This is a genomic window from Nocardioides sp. NPDC054178, assembly GCF_055585005.1.
Genome location: NZ_JBVJKY010000007.1, coordinates 315,161 through 332,775, shown reverse-complemented (window position 1 = coordinate 332,775; position 17,615 = coordinate 315,161). Strand labels below are relative to the sequence as shown.

At 71.0% G+C, this 17,615-nt stretch carries 12 protein-coding genes; 2 read left to right on the top strand and 10 right to left on the bottom strand.

The window, feature by feature from the left end:
- Positions 1-35 precede the first annotated feature (35 nt).
- From ACZ6WN_RS24055 to ACZ6WN_RS24010, 10 genes are all read right to left on the bottom strand, one after another.
- Positions 36-3,197 (bottom strand): family 78 glycoside hydrolase catalytic domain, encoded by a 3,162-nt coding sequence (locus ACZ6WN_RS24055; RefSeq protein WP_465868257.1) that lies wholly within the window; start codon positions 3,195-3,197, stop codon positions 36-38.
- A 240-nt stretch (positions 3,198-3,437) separates the two neighbouring features.
- Positions 3,438-4,055, bottom strand: a complete 618-nt coding sequence (locus tag ACZ6WN_RS24050; protein ID WP_465868255.1) for a LutC/YkgG family protein — start codon at positions 4,053-4,055, stop codon at positions 3,438-3,440.
- Complete coding sequence (locus ACZ6WN_RS24045) at positions 4,052-5,488, bottom strand: lactate utilization protein B (protein ID WP_465868254.1); 1,437 nt, start codon at positions 5,486-5,488, stop codon at positions 4,052-4,054. Before ACZ6WN_RS24045 ends, ACZ6WN_RS24050 begins: the two co-directional genes overlap by 4 nt.
- Positions 5,485-6,270 (bottom strand): (Fe-S)-binding protein, encoded by a 786-nt coding sequence (locus ACZ6WN_RS24040; RefSeq protein WP_465868252.1) that lies wholly within the window; start codon positions 6,268-6,270, stop codon positions 5,485-5,487. The genes ACZ6WN_RS24045 and ACZ6WN_RS24040 overlap by 4 nt, the downstream gene beginning before the upstream one ends.
- Positions 6,271-6,296: 26 nt before the next feature.
- A complete protein-coding gene (locus ACZ6WN_RS24035) occupies positions 6,297-6,524 on the bottom strand; it encodes a response regulator transcription factor (RefSeq protein ID WP_465868250.1) in 228 nt (75 codons plus the stop codon).
- A gap of 74 nt (positions 6,525-6,598) precedes the next feature.
- Positions 6,599-9,691, bottom strand: a complete 3,093-nt coding sequence (locus ACZ6WN_RS24030) for a glycosyl hydrolase (protein ID WP_465868249.1) — start codon at positions 9,689-9,691, stop codon at positions 6,599-6,601.
- 23 nt (positions 9,692-9,714) lie between these two features.
- Positions 9,715-11,190 carry a rhamnulokinase gene (locus ACZ6WN_RS24025; protein WP_465868248.1) on the bottom strand — a complete coding sequence of 492 codons (1,476 nt, stop codon included), beginning with the start codon at positions 11,188-11,190 and terminating at the stop codon, positions 9,715-9,717.
- Positions 11,187-13,217, bottom strand: a complete 2,031-nt coding sequence (locus ACZ6WN_RS24020) for a bifunctional aldolase/short-chain dehydrogenase (RefSeq protein WP_465868246.1) — start codon at positions 13,215-13,217, stop codon at positions 11,187-11,189. The genes ACZ6WN_RS24025 and ACZ6WN_RS24020 overlap by 4 nt, the downstream gene beginning before the upstream one ends.
- Before the next feature lie 134 nt (positions 13,218-13,351).
- Complete coding sequence (rhaI, locus tag ACZ6WN_RS24015) at positions 13,352-14,521, bottom strand: L-rhamnose isomerase (RefSeq protein WP_465868245.1); 1,170 nt, start codon at positions 14,519-14,521, stop codon at positions 13,352-13,354.
- Positions 14,522-14,778: 257 nt separating this feature from the next.
- Complete coding sequence (locus ACZ6WN_RS24010; protein ID WP_465868243.1) at positions 14,779-15,114, bottom strand: L-rhamnose mutarotase; 336 nt, start codon at positions 15,112-15,114, stop codon at positions 14,779-14,781.
- A gap of 137 nt (positions 15,115-15,251) precedes the next feature.
- On the opposite strand from ACZ6WN_RS24010, the gene ACZ6WN_RS24005 reads away from it, so the two are divergent.
- The gene (locus ACZ6WN_RS24005; protein WP_465868242.1) at positions 15,252-16,298 is read left to right on the top strand and encodes a LacI family DNA-binding transcriptional regulator; all 1,047 of its coding nucleotides are present in this window, start codon (positions 15,252-15,254) and stop codon (positions 16,296-16,298) included.
- Between the two features lie 235 nt (positions 16,299-16,533).
- Complete coding sequence (locus ACZ6WN_RS24000; RefSeq protein ID WP_465868241.1) at positions 16,534-17,568, top strand: LacI family DNA-binding transcriptional regulator; 1,035 nt, start codon at positions 16,534-16,536, stop codon at positions 17,566-17,568.
- Positions 17,569-17,615: the final 47 nt, after the last annotated feature.

Sequence of the window (17,615 nt, the reverse complement as noted above, 5' to 3'; positions counted from 1 at the left end):
CGTTCTGCGACCGGGTCCGGCCGCAGCCTTCAGGTTCAGCAGACGGCGCGAAGCCGTTCGAGCTCCGGGCTCTGGCCCGAGCTCGTGCTGAGCACGTGGCAGCCGGAGGGCACGCCCTGGACCACCAGGTAGTCGCCCTCACGGGTCGCGGGCACCGGGCGCCCGTCGAGGAACACGCGGTCTCCGGACGTCGACGGCACGAAGACCTCGGCCCGGGAGTTGCCCGGGACGCTCACGCCGACGTCGGTGCCGCGCGCGGTCGTGGCGTACGCCGCACCGATACGGCCGCGCAGCGTGGGGAGCGTGACATGCGCCCAGGGGACGCCGCCGGGCTGTGGCCGGACGCGGAACTCCTCGTATCCGGGCACCAGCGGCTCGATGCCGAACATGCCCTGCGGCACGTTGTAGGCCGGTGAGGCCGCCCAGGGGTGCGACCACGTCATGTTGGACTTCAGCGAGGTGTCCCAGGCCTCGGCGGTGGCGCCGGCTCCCTTGGCGATCATGTTGAGCCAGCTGCGGAGCCCCGTGCTCGTCAGCAGCTGGTGCGCGACGTCGCCGCGGTCACCGTCGTAGAGGGCCTCCAGGACGAAGGCGGCACAGTAGACGCTGCACGCCATGCCCCGGGTGCCGATGTAGTCCGCGGCGCGTTGCGCGACCTCGCCCTGGGCGAGCCCGAACGCGGTGGCGAAGACGCTCGCCTGGAGCGCCCAGTGCTGGATCGGGGTGCCGTCGGCGTTCAGACCGTCTCGGAAGGCGCCCGTGGCCGGGTCCCACAGCCGCTCGTTGGCCGCGTTCCGGAGGCGGTCGGCGATGGCGGTGTACGTCGCCGCGTCCTTGTCGTGGCCCAGTGCCGTCGCGATCTCCGCCATGTCGCGGAACGACCGGTGGCCGATCGCGTTGATGACCGTGTTGTAGGGGCGGAAGACATAGCCGTCGCGCTCCGAGGCCGGCCAGTCGACGATGTCGCAGTCGGTGCAGGTGCCGCCGGTCAGGCCGGTGTCCTTGCGGATGAGGCCTGTCGACTGCTCGACCCACTCCAGAGGCAGCTTCTCCTGCAGGGCGGTGTAGTTGCGGGCCAGGGCCTCGGTGTCACCGGTCTGCTGCCACGAGTCGTGGAAGGCCAGGATCGTGTACATCGGCCACTCGGTCGGCCACGTCCTGCGGGTGAGCAGGTAGTCCAGGGAGTAGTTGCCCAGGGTCGGGTCGCTGGAGACGAAGAAGTTGGCCATCATCTGCAGGTAGCTGTCGGCCTCGTAGGCACCGCGTTCGCGGCTCCAGGAGTCGACGTAGAGGTCGTGGTTGGTGGCCTCGATCGTGTTGCGCGAGAGTGCCCACACGCGGTCGAGGTCGTCGTCGGCGGAGTCGAAGACCGCCTCGTCGGTGTCGAAGGGGTAGATCTGGGCGAGGGCGGGGAAGTCCTCGGCCCCCAGCCCCGTCGGGGCACCGACGACCTCGGCGTAGCGGAAGACCCGCATGCCCCAGGTCTCCAGGTGCTGCTGGCCTGCACGCAGCGTCCACCGGTCCTGGTAGGTGTTGCCGGTGCGCATGGCGTACCGCACCGTCTGGGGCGCGGAGAGCTCCTCGCCGAACCGGAGGTCGAGCACCTGGCCGGCGGTGCCGTCCAGATCCAGGGAGAGACCGCCGATCCAGGTACGTCCGTAGTCGATGAAGTAGTGGCCGGGCGCCTTCTCCACCACGCTGACCGGCTTCCTCAGCTGTTGCTCCACCTTCGCGGTGGGGGCGGCGCGGAGGTCGCCGAAGGCCGGGCGCGCCGCGGCGTCGCTCCAGCCGGAGTCGTCGAAGCCCGGCTCGGCGAAGCCCTCGGGCCACTGGGCCGACTGCAGGTTCTCCTTCGGCGCCGAGAAGAACGAGGTCCCGATGCTGCCTGCTGCGGGGAAGACCTTCGCGCCCGCCAGGGCCCGCCACCGGGGACCGCTCACCACCACGTCACGGGTGCCGTCGGCGTACTCGACGACGAGCCGGCCGAGGAAGCGCCGGTCACTGCTCGTCCAGCCGAGCACCCCGATCGCGTTGTCGGCTCCCGGCCGGAGCGCGGCGGTCACGTCGAAGCCGTCGTAGCGGGCCTCGCCGCGGATCGGCTGCGTCGGGCCGAGGCCGACGAACCGGCCGTTGAGCCATGCCTTGTAGACGTACTGCCGGCCCGGTGCGGTCGAGGATGCGGTCGCGTAGAGGGTGGCGGCTGCGATCGGCTTGTCGGGCAGGGTGAACTCGTGCCGGAGGAAGGCCCAGTCCTGCGACTCGACGCCGTAGACGCAGTTGGCGTTGGTGCCGACCTCGAGCCAGCCGCCGGCCACGGCGCCACAGGCGAAGTCGCTGCCGGCGGAGAAGTCGGTGGCGTAGAGGACCTCGCCGGAGGACGAGGTGACGCTCAGGTCGTCCCACGCGTTGCGCTCGGATCCACCGGTGCGGAAGCCGACCGTGCCGGCGGCGAAGTCGGTGAGGGTGCGGGTGTCGACGAGGGTGTCATCGAGCCAGGTGCGGATGGTCGAGCCCTCGGCCTGGATACGCAGCCGGTAGGACGTCCCGCGGACGAGCGGCGCGGGCAGCGGCACCGAGTCCAGCTGGGTGAAGGTCCCGCCGACGCGCTTGTGAGGAGCGAAGGTGTTCACCCCGTCGCCACGGAACTGCCACATGTAGTAGTTGTTCGTGTCCTGGGCGCGGAAGGCGATGGTGGCGTTCTGGGACGTGATCCGGAAGGTCGTGTCGATGGTGACGTCGCCCCAGCTGGTCGCACGCCCGGGGGTGAGCCAGATCGGCTGGGCCTGGCCCCACTCCTGGCCGGGGCCGGTGGTGAAGGTAGAGATCTTCGACCAGTCGGAGCCCTTCCCGGCCCCGTCCCATGTGCGTACGCGCCATCGATAGGTCTGCTCGGGCTCGAGCCTCGGACCGGCGTACGGCACGTTGGTGCTCGCCGAGGACGTGACACGGCCGGAGTCCCAGACACCGGCCGCGCCGATGCCCTCGCTGATCCGGGAGACCTGCACGCGGTAGGCGCTCTGCTCGGCGAAGGGAACCTGCCAGGCCAGCAGCGGCGAGCCGAGATCCTCCACGTCGCGCGGTGAGGACAGCTGCGAGACGGTGAGGTGGGTGGCTGCCGCGCCGTCGACGGCGACGGCCGGGACCGGTGCCGAGACGGCGAGAACGCTGATGACGATCGCGGCCAGGCGGAGCTTCATGGGGGTCCTCCGGAGCGTGATTGATACGTTTCACTGCTCCCCGGAGACTATGACGCCCATCACACCCAAGGGAAGGCTGATGGCCGGATCCGGTCAATCCGCCGAGACGTCGGTTTTCTGACGCCGAAGCGGCGATTATCGAGCGCGAGTGGTCTATTTCCGCTGGCAGTCCTCCTACGCAGAATCGACTCCTCGACGTCATTAATCGACGCGTCGCGGCCAAGAACTGACGCTTCGGCGTCAGGAAGTGACCTTTCGGGGTGCGACGACCAGGACGTGGAGGGTGCGGGGGCCGTGGACGCCTTCGACGCGGTCCAGCTCGATGTCGCTGGTGGCCGAGGGGCCGCTGATCCAGGTCTGGGGGCGGGCGGGGTCCAGGAGCGCGACGGCGTCGGGGACGTCGGGGACGACCTGGTCCTCGCGGACGACGCAGATGTGGGTGTCGGGGACCAGCGAGATGGCTCGGCGACCCTGGTCGGGGGCATGGTCGAGGACGATCGTGCCGGTCTCGGCGATGCCGACCCGAGCCTCGGTGACGACCGCTGCGATCCGGTCCAGCTCCGCGGCGGTGAGGCTGCCGTCGTCGACGATGGCGTCGGGGACATGGACCGACAGCCCCGGCGGGACGACCACCTGGCCGGCGGGCAGGGCCGCGGTGATGCGGCCCGGGAGCTCCTCGACACTGCAGCGCTCGACCACGGCACGATAGTCGGCCACGCGCTCGGCGAAGAGGTCCACGACCTCGGGGGTGGCGACGGGCGCGAGGTCTCTCGGTGCCGACGGTGGGGCGGGTTCGACCGCCGAGCCGGCCAGTGCCTCGCGAACCCGGGCGAGGATCTCGGTGCGTGCCTCGGTCATGCGTCTTCCTTCCGTCCGCCGTTCGTCCGTTGCCACCAGGCCCGGAAGCTCTCCCCCGGCGCGTCGGGCAGGTCGCGGGCGCCGGTCCAGGCGGCAGGTCCGAAGCGGCGCGCGAAGCGCATCCCGAGACCGGTGAGGTGCTCGAGGGCCGAGAGGCGGCGCGAGCGCCCCAGGACGTACGCCGCACCCTTCATCGCCACGGCCTCCGGCTTCGGCACGCCCTGCCGGTGGGCGTCGACCACCTGAGCGCGCTGGTCGACCAGCACGGAGGGGATGTCGATGCGTACCGGACAGACCTCGAAGCAGGCGCCGCACAGCGAGGAGGCGTAGGGCAGCGAGTCGATCTGGTCGTCGTGCCCGACCCCCTTGAGCAGCGGGTTGAGGATGGCGCCGATCGGACCGGGGTAGACCGAGCCGTACGCATGGCCGCCGGTGCGCTCGTAGACCGGGCACACGTTGAGGCAGGCCGAGCAGCGGATGCAGCGCAGCGCCTGTCGCCCGACCTCGTCGGCCAGGGCACGGGTACGGCCGTTGTCGAGCAGCACCACGTGCACCTCCTGCGGACCGTCGCCGGGGGTGACGCCGGACCACACCGAGGTGTAGGGGTTCATCCGCTCGCCGGTCGAGGACCTCGGCAGGAGCCGGAGCATCGGGTCGAGATCCTCCCAGCGGGAGACGACCTTCTCGATGCCGACCACCGAGACCAGCACCTCAGGCAGGGTCAGGCACATCCGGCCGTTGCCCTCCGACTCGACCACGACCAGGGTGCCGGTCTCGGCGACGGCGAAGTTGGCACCGGAGACCCCGACCCTGGCACGCAGGAACTTCTCGCGCAGGTGCGCGCGGGCGGCGGCGGCGAGGACGGCCGGCTCGTCGGTCAGGTCGTCGGGCGCCGGGCGGCCCGCGGCCGCCATCTTCGACCGGAAGATCTCGCGGATCTCGGCCCGGTTGCGGTGGATGGCCGGCACCAGGATGTGGCTCGGCAGGTCGTCGCCCAGCTGCACGATCAGCTCGGCCAGGTCGGTCTCCCAGGCCGCGATGCCCTCCTCGGCGAGCGCCTCGTTGAGACCGATCTCCTGGGTCACCATCGACTTGACCTTCACGACCTCCTCGGCGGCGTGCGCCTTCGCGATGCCCGCGACGATCGCGTTGGCCTCGGCGGCGTCACGGGCCCAGTGGACGGTAGCGCCGTTGGCGGTGAGGGTCTCCTCGAGGCGTACGAGCTGGGTGTCGAGGTCGAGCAGCGCACGCTCCTTGACCGCGGCACCGGTCAGGCGCAGCTCCTCCCAGTCGGGGACCTCGGCGACGACCTTGGCCCGCTTGGCGCGGATCGTGCCGGTCGCATGGGCGAGGTTGTGGCGCAGCTGGGAGTCGGCGAGGGCCTCGCGCGCGGCGGTCGGGAACGCCGGCATACCGACGAAGGTGCCACTCATCGGAGCGTCTCCTCGATCGAGCGTGCCTCGGTCGAGGCGAGGATCTCGGCGAGATGGACGGTGCGTACGCCCGAGCGCTGCCGGGAGAGCACGCCGCCGATGTGGGTCAGGCAGGAGTTGTCGCCGGCGACCACGATCTCGGCGCCGGTCTCGCGGATGTGGCGGGCCTTGTCAGCACCCATCGCGACCGAGGTGTCGGCGTTCTTGACCGCGAAGGTGCCGCCGAAGCCGCAGCACTGGTCGGCACCGGGGAGATCGACGAGGCGGATCCCGCGGACCGCCTCCAGCAGCCGCCGCGGCCGGTCCCCCACGCCCAGCATCCGCAGGGAGTGGCAGGTCGGGTGGTAGGTCACCCGGTGCGGGTAGTAGGCGCCGACGTCGGTCACGCCGAGCACGTCGACGAGGAACTCGGAGAGCTCATAGACCTTCGGGGCCACCTCGGCGACGGCCCGCTCCAGGGCCTCGTCGCCGGAGCGGCGGGCCACGATCGAGTGCTGGTGTCGCGCCGAGCCCGCGCACGACCCCGACGGCGTGACGACGGCGTCGTAGCCGGCGAAGGCGTCCACGAACGTACGCACCACCGGGACCGCCTCGTCCAGATAGCCGGTGTTGACCATCGGCTGCCCGCAGCACGTCTGCGCCTGCGGGAAGTCGACCTCGACCCCCAGCCTGCGCAGGAGGCGTACGACGGCCTTTCCTGTGCTCGGGTAGAGCGCGTCGTTGATGCACGTGACCATCAGCGCGACTCGCATCCGGCTACCTCCTTCGTGTGTCGTGCCCATCAGATCAGTCCAGCATCGATCAGTTCTCAGATGAGGCCGGTGCGTACAGCCTGCACGACCGCCTCCACGCTCGTCCCCGCTCCCAGCGAATCCGCGGCCGCCCGGAGACGGCGCCGCACGGTGCGCTCGGAGATGCCGAGCGCCCGCGCGATCCGCTCGATCGTGTAGCCCCGCGCGAACAACGCCAGCACCTCCACCTCGTCCGCGGGAAGATCGGTCGAAGGGGAAGGACGTACGCCGCCCGAGGCCACCACGGTTCACTCCTGTCTCAGCATGACGCTGCTCATCGGAAGGACTGTCAGCCGGGGTCGCGGCCGCGACACGGCGCTCACCCGGCCACCACCTTCTCGACGTAGGGCACCAGGCGCACCGGTCCGGCGAGCCCGTAGCTCTGCCTGGTCGCCACGCCGTAGACCGACGGGGTGACGGTGCGCAGCCGGTTGAGCAGCGTCGAGGCCACCTCGATCTCGATCGTGTTGGCGCCGGGGACCAGGGTGTGGCCCAGGTCGACGACCGGGTCCATCGGGTCGCACGGCGCCAGCAGCTCACCGTTGACCCGCACCCGGAAGGTGTCGTTGACCTCGCCGAGCTCCAGGTAGGCACCGTCCTGCTCGGTCCAGTCGGCGCCGAGGTCGACGCTCGTGCGGTAGCGGCCGATGCCGGAGACGTTCTCGAGGCCCGCGACCTTCGACCAGGACTGCGGCGAGGCGAGATCGCTGGTGACGACCTCCTTCGTCGTGGCGAGGTCCTGGGGGTCGGCCGGGTTCGCCGGCTTCCAGTCCTCCAGCGCGAGGGCCCAGGACTGCGGGGTCACCGGCTCGCGGACCCGGTCGACGGCGACCTTCACGGTCCGGCCGTCGGCCTTGGTGAGCTCGAAGGTGCCGGCGGTCGTCGTGCGCAACGCGACGTTGGCGCCCCGCGCCACCACGGCCTGGCCAGCGGTGGCGACGGGGAGAACAGAGCGGGCGACGCCCGCGCCCGGGGCCGCGAGTGCGACCACGGTGGACTGCCCGGGAACCAGGTCGACCCGCACCCGGACCCGGTCACCGGCACGCTCGTAGCCCGCGATCCGGACGACCTGACCCGTCCACGCGTCCAGCAGCCATGGCACCGCGGCTCGGTCGGTGGCGGTCAGCCAGACGTCCTGCTGCACCGGGTTGAGCCGCCGGTTCTCGGCGTGCCGGGCGTTGGCGAGGTAGTAGAGGTCGACCTTGCCGGTGACGCGTCGCACGTGCATCAGCGTGGAGTCGGCATGCTCGACGTCGCGTACGACACCGAGCGCGGCCAGCGCGTTGCCGACCTCGGCCTCGGGGACGGTGCGGGTGGTCGGCAGGGCTCCGATCTGGGCCATCAGCGAGCGGACCTCAGCGGTGGCCGCCTCGTCGTCGCGCCCGGCGACGGTGACCTGGGACCAGTCGCCGATCAGCACGATCGGCAGGCCCTTGCGGCCGAGCGCGAGCAGCCGCTTCGCGCCGGCGATCTCCATCGTGAACGCGTTGCTGCGCAACGAGTCGGGACCGACGACGACGGCCTTGTAGGCCGGCCCGTCGGGTGCCAGGCGGCCCTTCGCGACGTCGACGCCGTCGAGCGCGAGGAGCGAGGCGCTGACGAAGGAGTGCGACCAGCCGAGCTTGGTGCCGTTGTTGGTGATCCACTGCGGGCCGATGCCGGTCGAGGCCCAGCCCTTGTGACGCCAGAACGCGACGTCGTACTTGGGGGCGCCGGTCTGCAGCACCAGCTGGGTGCGGGCGAGGTAGGCGGCGATGCCGGGGATGTGCTGCCACTGCGGGGTGCGCGGCCCCCAGGCCTCCCCGAAGCCGATCGCGTTGTTGTAGTACGGCGAGAAGGCCGCGAAGCCCGGCCAGGTGACGTCGGGCGCCTTCGCGTACGGGAAGCCGTGGATCATCAGCTGGTTCACGCCGGCGACGAAGATGCTGTTGATCGTGAACAGCGCCTGGTTCTGGGCGGTCGGGCTGGTGCTGTTGGCGCCCCAGGTCGTGTTGTAGGCCGCGCCGTTGTAGCAGATCGCCTCGCAGGACAGGACCGTGTGGCCGGCGAGGTCGCGGCCGGCGGCCATCACCCGGTAATCGTCGAGGTTCTTGAACCCCAGGGACTCGGTCTCCGGTACGTCGACCACGGCCGCGTGCTGCATGGTGTCGGTCTCGAGGCCGTAGGGCTGGATCCGGATCCCCATGCCGAGCGTCTTCGCGAACTCCTGCATCGGGCGCAGGTGGTGGTCGCGGTAGAGGTCGGAGAGCACGATGTTGTAGTCGTCGCGGATCTCGTTGGTGCGCAGGTTGTCGGCGGTGGCGGGGTCGGCGGCCGCCATCGAGAACTGGTACTTCTCGTCCTTCTCCAGCACGAACGGCAGCCACGGCCGCAGGTCGTAGCCGTGCTTCGCCTCGAATTCCTCGAGGAGGTCTCGCGTCCAGATCGTCGCGTCGGTCTCGATCTCGAGGGAGTCCTCGAAGAGGTAGCCGCCCGCGGCCCGCAGCAGCGTACGCAGCTCGCCGTCGAGGACCCGGTCCTGCCACAGCTCGATGACCTTCTGGGCGCCACGGCTGCTGAAGTGGTCGACCACGTAGGCACGCGGCGAGGTGTGCGGGCCGGCCTCGGGCTCCTGGCCCGAGCCGCGTCGCCAGGTGGCGAGCAGGACCCAGGTGGCACCGGCCGGCTCGGCCGGCGCGGTCCAGGTGAGGTGCTCGCCCTCGACGCTCGCGCTGAGGTCGAGGTAGGAGGCCGGGTCGAGGATCGTGCTGGTGATGTTGTTGTTGCGGTCGCGTACGTAGCCGGTGACGCGGTGGGCCTGGACGGTCACCAGCTCTGCGCGGGTCACCGCCGATGCCGGCTCCACGACGGGCTCGGGGAGCGCGGCGTCGTACGACACCCCGGCACCGACCATCGCCTGTCCGTGCACCAGCTCGGTGCAGGCCGCGTCGTCGTCGGGCGTGATCGTCGGGACCGCGGCCGGCCAGGAGGGGCCGACCGTCAGGTCCACCCGTACGTCCCGTTTCGCCGCCTGCGCGAGCGCGGCCTTGACGCCGGCCACCCACGGGGCCGTCCCCCACCCGTGGGTCGCGACGTCGATGTCGATGTTGCGGGCCCGCAGGCTGTGGGTGACGTCGGCGACCTCCAGCACGCCGAAGCCGGCATCGGCGACCTGGTCGACCTCCCGCGCGATCTCGACCGGGTCGACCAGACCGTGCGGCCACCACCAGCGGAAGCCTGCGGCGGTGGCGGTTCCCGGCTTGCGGAACGCCTTGACGAAGGCGTCCGGGAGGCCGGCGGTGCCGGTCGCGGCCCCGGCAGGGGTCATGGCGGCGGTCGTGGTGACGCCGGCGGCGGCGGTGCCGAGGGTGGCGGCCGCGGTGCCGAAGAGCGCGCGGCGGCTGAGCCGGGCGTGGGAGAGGAAGTCGGTCATGGGGGTGCCTTCGGGGAGCAGGGTCAGGAGATGCGGGCCTCGGCGGCGGCCCAGTCGAGGCCGTCGCGCGGCTCGAAGCGGCGTACGTCGTAGGAACGGCGGACCAGGTCCCGCATCGCGGGCAGGTCAGGCAGGTCGGCCCCGAGAGCCCTGCCCTGGACCAGGACGTTGCCGAGTGCGGCTGCCTCGACCGGACCGGCGAGAACCGGCAGGCCGCAGGCGTCCGCGGTGAGCTGGCAGAGCAGCTCGTTCTGGGAGCCGCCGCCGACGACGTGGACGACCTCGGGAGAGGTGCCCGCGAGGGCGGCAGCGGTGCGGACGTGGCGTCGGTAGGCGACAGCGAGGCTGTCGAGGATGCAGCGGGTGATCGCGGCCGGCGAGTGCGGGATCGCCTGGTCGGACTCCGCGGCCAGCGCGGCGATCCGCTCCGGCATCGGGTCGGCCGATGTGCTCGGGAAGAGCAGCCGGGGGTCGTTGATGTCGACCACCGTACGCAGCGGCTCGAGCTCCGCCGCGCCCGCGAGCAGCGGGCGGAGCTCTGCGCCCTGGAGGCGCCGCTCGCCCCACGAGCGCAGCGACTCCGAGAGGACCCACAGGCCCATCACGTTCTTGAGGAAGCGGATGGTGCCGTCCACCCCGACCTCGTTGGTGAAGTCGGCGAGCCGGGCCTCCTCGGTCAACACCGGCCGGTCGAGCTCGAGGCCGACCAGCGACCAGGTGCCCGAGGAGATGTAGGCGAACTTCTTCGTGGTCGCCGGGACGCCGACGACCGCCGAGGCGGTGTCGTGCGAGCCCACCGCGACCACGGGTACGTCGGTGGTGACGCCCAGCTCGTCGGCGACATCGGGCAGCAGCGTGCCGAGGAGGGAGCCCGGGTCCCGAAGGGGCGGGAGGACCCCCTCGGGGATCCCGAGCTCCCGGCACAGGTCGAGCGCCCAGGCTCCCTGACGGACGTCGTAGAGCTGGGTGGTCGAGGCGTTGGTGCGCTCCGCGCCGATCGCACCGGTGAGCCAGTAGCCGAGCAGGTCCGGCAGCAGCAGCATCGTCTCGGCGGCGTCGAGGGCCGCGGTGCCGCGGGCTGCCACCAGCTGGTAGACCGTGTTGAACGGGAGCTGCTGGATGCCGGTGGTGCCGTAGAGCGTGGCCGCCCCGATCTGGGCGACGACCTTCTCCGCGATCCCCTCGACCCGGGCGTCCCGGTGGCTGAAGACCTGGCCGAGGAGCTGGCCGTCGTGGTCCAGCAGCCCGTGGTCGATGGCCCAGGAGTCGATGCCGATGCCGTGCAGCGGCCCGGTCCGGGCCACCTCGCGGATGCCGGTGAGCACCTCGCGATGGATGCCGAGCACGTCCCAGAAGAGCGAGCCACGAACGCGTACCGCCCCGTTGGGGAAACGGTGCCTCTGGTCGATCTCGACCCGGTCGCCACCGATCCGGCCGGACATGACCCGCCCGGAGGTGGCGCCCAGGTCGACCGCCGCGACCCTGACGTCGGGACTCATCGCAAGAACGCCGCCGCGACGCCCGCGTCGACGGGGACGTGCAGACCCGTGGTGTGGGTCAGGTCGGGGCCGCAGAGCACGAAGACGGCGTTGGCGATGTTTTCCGGGAGCACCTCGCGCTTGAGCAGGGTGCGCTGGGCGTAGAACTTGCCGAGCTCCTCCTCCTTGACCCCGTAGACCTCGGCCCGCTTGGCGCCCCAGCCGCCGGCGAAGATGCCGGATCCCTGGACCACGCCGTCGGGGTTGATGCCGTTGACCTTGATGCCGTGCTCACCGAGCTCGGCGGCCAGGAGGCGTACCTGGTGGGCCTGGTCGGCCTTCGCCGCGCCGTAGGCGACGTTGTTCGGCCCGGCGAAGAGCGAGTTCTTCGAGGAGATGTAGACGATGTCGCCGCCCATCTCCTGCTCGATCAGCACCTTGGCGGCGGCCTTGGAGACCAGGAACGAGCCCTTGGCCATCACGTCGTGCTGGAGGTCCCAGTCGCGCTCGGTGGTCTCCAGCAGCGACTTCGACAGCGACAGGCCGGCGTTGTTGACGACCAGGTCGACACCGCCGAAGGCGAGCACCGCGGCGTCGAACATCGCCTGCACCGCGGCCTCGTCGGAGACGTCGGCAGCAAGGCCCACGGCGACATCAGGGCCGCCGATCTCGGCCGCGGCGGCCTCGGCCTTGGCGAGGTCCAGGTCGGCGATCACGACGCAGGCACCCTCGGCGGCGAGCCGCTGGGCGGTCGCCTTGCCGATGCCGGAGGCGGCCCCGGTGACGAGCGCGACCCGGGTGGCGAGCGGCTTGGGTGCCGGCATCCGCTGGAGCTTGGCCTCCTCGAGCGCCCAGTACTCGATCCGGAACTTCTCCGACTCGTCGATCGGGGCGTACGTCGAGAGCCCCTCGGCACCGCGCATCACGTTGATCGCGTTGAGGTAGAACTCCCCCGCGACCCGTGCCGTCTGCTTGTTGCGGCCGAAGGAGAACATGCCGACGCCGGGGACCAGGACGATGAGCGGGTCCTTCCCGCGGATGGCGGGGCTGTCAGCGTCGGCGTGGCGGTCGTAGTAGGCCTGGTAGTCCTCGCGGTAGCCGACCGCGAGCTCCTTGAGGCGGGCGATGCTGTCCTCCACGGAGGCGTCGGCCGGGAGGTCGAGGACCAGCGGCTTGACCTTGGTGCGCAGGAAGTGGTCGGGGCACGAGGTGCCGAGCTCGGCCAGTCGGGGGTGCGCCTCGTGGGCCAGGAAGTCGAGGACGACCTGCGAGTCGTCGAAGTGGCCGACCATCGGCTGGTCCGCCGAGGCGATGCCCCGGATCGTGGGGGCGAGAGCCGCTGCCTTCGTACGCCGCTCCGCCTCGTCCAGGGGCGCGTAGTTCTCGAGCGCGGGGCCGAACGGCTCCGCCTTGCTGTGCTCTTCGATGTAGGCGGCCGCCGTGTCGATGATCCAGAGCGAGTTCTTCTCGGCCTCCTCCGACGTGTCGCCCCAGGCGGTGATGCCGTGGCCACCGAGGACGCAGCCGACCGCCTGCGGGTTCTCCGCCTTGATCTCGGCGATGTCGAGGCCGAGCTGGAAGCCGGGACGGCGCCACGGCACCCAGACCACCTGGTCACCGAAGATCGTGGTGGTCAGCGCCTCGCCGTCGGCGGCCGTCGCGATCGCGATGCCGGAGTCGGGGTGGAGGTGGTCGACGTGCTTGGCATCGACGAGGCCGTGCATCGCGGTGTCGATCGACGGCGCCGCGCCGCCCTTGCCGTGCAGGCAGTAGTCGAACGCGGCGACCATCTCGTCCTCACGCTCGACGCCGGGGTAGACGTCGACGAGCGCACGCATCCGGTCGAGCCGGAGCACCGCGAGGCCGCTCTCCTTCAGGGTGCCGAGGTCACCGCCGGAGCCCTTCACCCAGAGCAGCTCGACGTCCTGACCCGTCACCGGGTCGGTCGCGGTGCCCTTGGCGGAGGTGTTGCCGCCGGCGTAGTTGGTGTTCTTCGGATCCGCGCCGAGACGGTTCGAGCGCGCGATCAGGTCTTCTGCAGTGGTCATTGCTTCCCTTGTTTCTTGGTGTGGGGTCGCGTGGGGCCCGGGCGCTGTTCGTCTAGGTATGCAGCCGAGCAGTCACTTCCCACGCGGAGTTCCGCATGGGAAGTGACGGCTGGTCTGCGTACCTTGACGAACATTCAGCTCCAGCCCGCCTGGGTGCCGCCGACACGGGCGGCCTCGATCTGGTCCTGGTAGCCGCTGGCGAGGTAGGCGCGCATCGGGTCCGCGGGCAGGCCACGGCCCTCACGCCACTCGCCGAGGTCGGCGCGTACGTCGGTGTAGAAGGCGTCCATGAAGATCTCGTTGGCCAGGAGTACGTCGCCGTCCTCCTGCGCCTGGGCGAGAGCATCGGTGTCGAGGAGGAGCGCCCGTGCGGACATCTCCTGGACGTTGAGCACGGACCGGATCTGGCCCGGGATCTTCTTCTCGATGTTGTGGCACTGGTCGAGCATGAAGGCGACCCCGCCCTCCTCGACCGGCTTGAACCCGCCGCCGCGGACCACCTCGACGAGGATCCGGAAGAGCTGGAACGGGTCGGCCGCGCCGACGATCAGGTCGTCATCGGCGTAGAAGCGGCTGTTGAAGTCGAAGGAGCCGAGCTTCCCGAGCCGCAGCAACTGCATCACGATGAACTCGATGTTGGTGCCGGGCGCGTGGTGGCCGGTGTCGAGACACACGACGGCCCGCTCGCCGAGCGCGCTGACCTGGGCGAACGAGGTGCCCCAGTCGGGGACGTCGGTGTGGTAGAACGCCGGCTCGAAGAACTTGTACTCGAGCACCAGGCGCTGCTCCTCACCGAGGCGCTCGTAGATGGTCGCCAGCGACTCCGCGAGCCGGTCCTGACGGCCGCGCATGTCGGCCTGGCCCGGATAGTTGGACCCCTCGGCGAGCCAGATCTTCAGGTCGCGCGAGCCGGTCGCGTTCATCACCTCGATGCACTCGAAGTGGTGGTCGATCGCCTTCTGCCGGATCTTGGCGTCGGCATGGGTGAGCGCGCCGAGCTTGTAGTCGTCGTCCTGGAAGGTGTTGGAGTTGATCGTGCCGAGCGCGATCCCCTGGTCCTCGGCGTAGCCGCGCAGGGCCGCGTAGTCCTCGACCCTGTCCCACGGGATGTGCAGCGCGACGCTCGGCGCCAGGCCGGTGAAGCGGTGGACGGTGGCCGCGTCGGCGACCTTCTCCTCGGGGGTGCGCGGTGTGCCCGGGGTGCCGAAGACCTTGAACCGGGTCCCCGAGTTTCCGTAGGCCCACGAGGGGACCTCGATCTCGAGGGCGGCCAGGTCGCCCGAGATCTGGTCGAACGTCGTCATCGGAGAGCCTCTCTATGTGCGGTTGAAAGGTTTCAAAGCGCGCATCCGACGTTAGTGGCGCACGTCACTTGCGTCAAGAGCAGCGCGAACTTCGTTCCGTTTCAGTGCTCACCGCGAGAGGTCGGTTCCCGACCGCGAGAAGTCAGTTCTTGGCCGCGAGAAGTCAGTTCTTGGCCGCGGCCCCGTTTCGGCGCACAGGAATCGACGCCTCGAGGTCAGGAACTGACCTCTCGGCGTCGAGAACTGACTCCTCGGCGTCAGGGGGCGAGCTGGTCCTCGAGGTGGAAGACCTCCTCGAGGCGGAGGAAGCCCTCGTCGGGAGCGACACCGTCGAGGTCCTCGAAGAACTCCGCCATCTCCGCCTGCCAGCGGGCGTTGACCTCGGTGGCCGCCATCCCGGCCTGAGCAGCCTCGATGGACGGGGTCTCGACGTACCCGATGAGCAGGCCGTCGGGGCGCAGGAACAGGGAGTAGTTGTGCCACCCGGTCGCCGCGAGCGCCTGGAGCATGTCGGGCCAGACTGCCGCGTGGCGCCGCTTGTACTCCTCGATGCGATCGGGCCTGACCTGCAGCTGGAAGCAGACGCGCTCCATGACAACCTCCGATGAAACGATTTAGACACCGACGCTAGTGAGCATGTCCGACATCGGTCAATCCGGGTAGCGTCCCTCCTCGTCACAGCGCCGCCCACGGCCTATGCTGCGATTGAACGTTTCAGGAAGGAGCCCAGGTGGCGATCACCCCCGGCGCGGGTTCACCGCGCAGCGCCTCGGTCAAGGATGTCGCGGCCACCGCAGGCGTCTCCCTCGGCACGGTGTCCAACGTGCTCAACCGCCCCGACCGGGTCAGCCGGACCACGCGCGAGCGGGTCGAGCGCGCCATGGCCGACCTCGGCTTCGTGCGCAACGAGTCGGCGCGCTCGCTGCGCACCGGCAGCACCCAGTCGCTGGCCTACGTCATGCTCGACGCCGGCAACCCGTTCTTCACCGACGTGGCCCGTGGCATCGAGCTGGCCGCCGAGTCGGCCGGGCTCTCGCTGTTCCTGTGCAACAGCGACGGCCGCTCGGCCCGCGAGGGCGCCCACCTGGCCCACCTGCAGCAGCAGCGGGTCCAGGGCATCCTGATCACCCCGGTCGACCCCGACGACCCGCAGCTCGACCAGCTGATCGAGCGAGGCACCCCGGTCGTCATCGTCGACCGCACCCGGGCGGGATCGTCGTTCTGCTCCGTCGCCGTCGACGACGTCCTGGGCGGGCGGCTCGCCGTCGAGCACCTCATCGACGCGGGCCACCAGCGGGTGGCGTACGTCGGTGGGCCGGAGTCGATCGGACAGGTCCGCGACCGAGGCGAGGGAGCCCGGCAGGCCTGGGCCGAGGCCGGGCTCCCGCCCGAGGACCTGATCACGCTCTCCTGCGAGGCCCCGACCGTCGCCGCCGGCCGTGCCGCCGGCGAGCGGCTCGTCGGCCTGCCGGCCCGGCGCCGTCCCACCGCTGCCTTCTGCGCCAACGACCTGCTCGCGCTCGGACTGCTCCAGCAGACGATCTCCAGCGGCCGGACCGTGCCCGGCGACCTCGCCATCGTCGGCTACGACGACATCGAGTTCGCTGCCGCCGCGGCCGTGCCGCTCACCTCCGTCCGCCAGCCCCGCCAAGACCTCGGCCGCCGAGCCGCCGAGCTGCTCCTCGACGAGGTCGGCGACCCCGCCCACCAGCACGAGCAGGTCGTCTTCACCCCCGAGCTCGTCGCCCGCGCCTCCACCCTCGGTCGCCGCGCCTGATCGCCCGAGTCGGCGCAACTGTCCCGCAGCCGACTCCCGAGTCGGCGCTGATGTCTCACGTTCCGGCGCCCACTCGGCGCGTCTGTCCCGGTCATCGGGGCAGACGCGCCGACTCGACCGGTTCTGGCGGGACAGACGCGCCGGGTCGGCGGGGGCGGGTGAGGAGAAGCGGAGGTAGGCGTACGTCGTTGTCGGATGCCTTAGGCTCCAGGAGCGGAAGCCGAAGGAGAGTCAGTTGGCCGGAGAACGCGCAGCGACGCTGAGCGATGTCGCCCGTGAGGCAGGGGTCTCGCTGGCCACCGCGTCGCGCGCGTTGAACGGGAGCGACCGGGTGGTGCGCCCCGAGCTGCAGGAACGGGTCCTGGCCGCGGCGAACAAGCTCGGCTACACCCCCAACGCCAACGCCCAGGCGATGGCGCGCGGCTCGACCGAGACGGTCGGGCTGCTGGTGAAGGACATCTCCGACCCCTACTTCTCCACCATCGCCGGCGGCCTGGCCGACGAGGCCGAGAAGCACGGTCTGCTGGTGATGCTGTGCAACACCGGCGGCCAGCCCGAGCGCGAGCAGAAGTTCCTGGCCGCGCTGCGACGCCAGCGCAGCCGGGCGATCGTGCTGGCGGGCAGCGACACGGCCGACGTACGCCACACCGGCGAGATCGCCGACCTGCTGACGTCCTACCTGGACGGCGGGGGCCGTGCGGCCGCGATCAGCCAGCCGCGGCTGCCGGTCGACACCGTCGTGATCGACAACCACGGCGGCGCCAAGGCGCTGGCCGAGCAGCTGGTCGGCCTCGGCTACCGCCGCGCCGCGGTGCTCACCGGCCCCGAGGACCTCCTGGTCTCGGCCGAGCGCCACGCCGGCTTCGCGGAGGGGTGGCGGGAGGCGACCGGCTCGGAACCGACGTACGTCTCCGACGAGTTCAGCCGCGACGGCGGCCGCCGGGCGATGACCCGGCTGCTCGAGGAGCGCCGCAACGACGGCGCCGAGGTGGACTGCGTCTTCGCGGTCAACGACCTGATGGCGGTCGGCGCCCTGGCCGCCTGCCGGCAGGCCGGCGTCGAGGTCGGGCCCGACCTGGCCGTCGCCGGCTTCGACGACATCGCGACGCTGCGCGATGTGACCCCCGGGCTGACCACCGTACGTCTCCCCTTGGCCGAGATCGGCCGGCTCGCGCTCGAGCTCGTGCTCGGCAAGCCGTCGGCGGAGCTTCGTAAACGGTCGGTCCACGGCGAGGTCGTGCTGCGGGAGAGCACTCCCCCGCGCTCCTGACCAGCCCGACTCGGCGCAACTGTCCCAGCATCCCGTGCCGACTCGGC

What these genes read in the sequence shown, in the direction of transcription:
- rhaI (WP_465868245.1), bottom strand. Translation starts at nt 14,521, where the DNA reads ATGACGACGTTCGACCAGATCTCGGGCGACCTGGCCGCCCTCGAGATC.
- ACZ6WN_RS24045 (WP_465868254.1), bottom strand. Translation starts at nt 5,488, where the DNA reads ATGAGTGGCACCTTCGTCGGTATGCCGGCGTTCCCGACCGCCGCGCGC.
- ACZ6WN_RS24010 (WP_465868243.1), bottom strand. Translation starts at nt 15,114, where the DNA reads ATGGAGCGCGTCTGCTTCCAGCTGCAGGTCAGGCCCGATCGCATCGAG.
- ACZ6WN_RS24040 (WP_465868252.1), bottom strand. Translation starts at nt 6,270, where the DNA reads ATGGGCACGACACACGAAGGAGGTAGCCGGATGCGAGTCGCGCTGATG.
- ACZ6WN_RS24050 (WP_465868255.1), bottom strand. Translation starts at nt 4,055, where the DNA reads ATGACCGAGGCACGCACCGAGATCCTCGCCCGGGTTCGCGAGGCACTG.
- ACZ6WN_RS24025 (WP_465868248.1), bottom strand. Translation starts at nt 11,190, where the DNA reads ATGAGTCCCGACGTCAGGGTCGCGGCGGTCGACCTGGGCGCCACCTCC.
- ACZ6WN_RS24055 (WP_465868257.1), bottom strand. Translation starts at nt 3,197, where the DNA reads ATGAAGCTCCGCCTGGCCGCGATCGTCATCAGCGTTCTCGCCGTCTCG.
- ACZ6WN_RS24020 (WP_465868246.1), bottom strand. Translation starts at nt 13,217, where the DNA reads ATGACCACTGCAGAAGACCTGATCGCGCGCTCGAACCGTCTCGGCGCG.
- ACZ6WN_RS24030 (WP_465868249.1), bottom strand. Translation starts at nt 9,691, where the DNA reads ATGACCGACTTCCTCTCCCACGCCCGGCTCAGCCGCCGCGCGCTCTTC.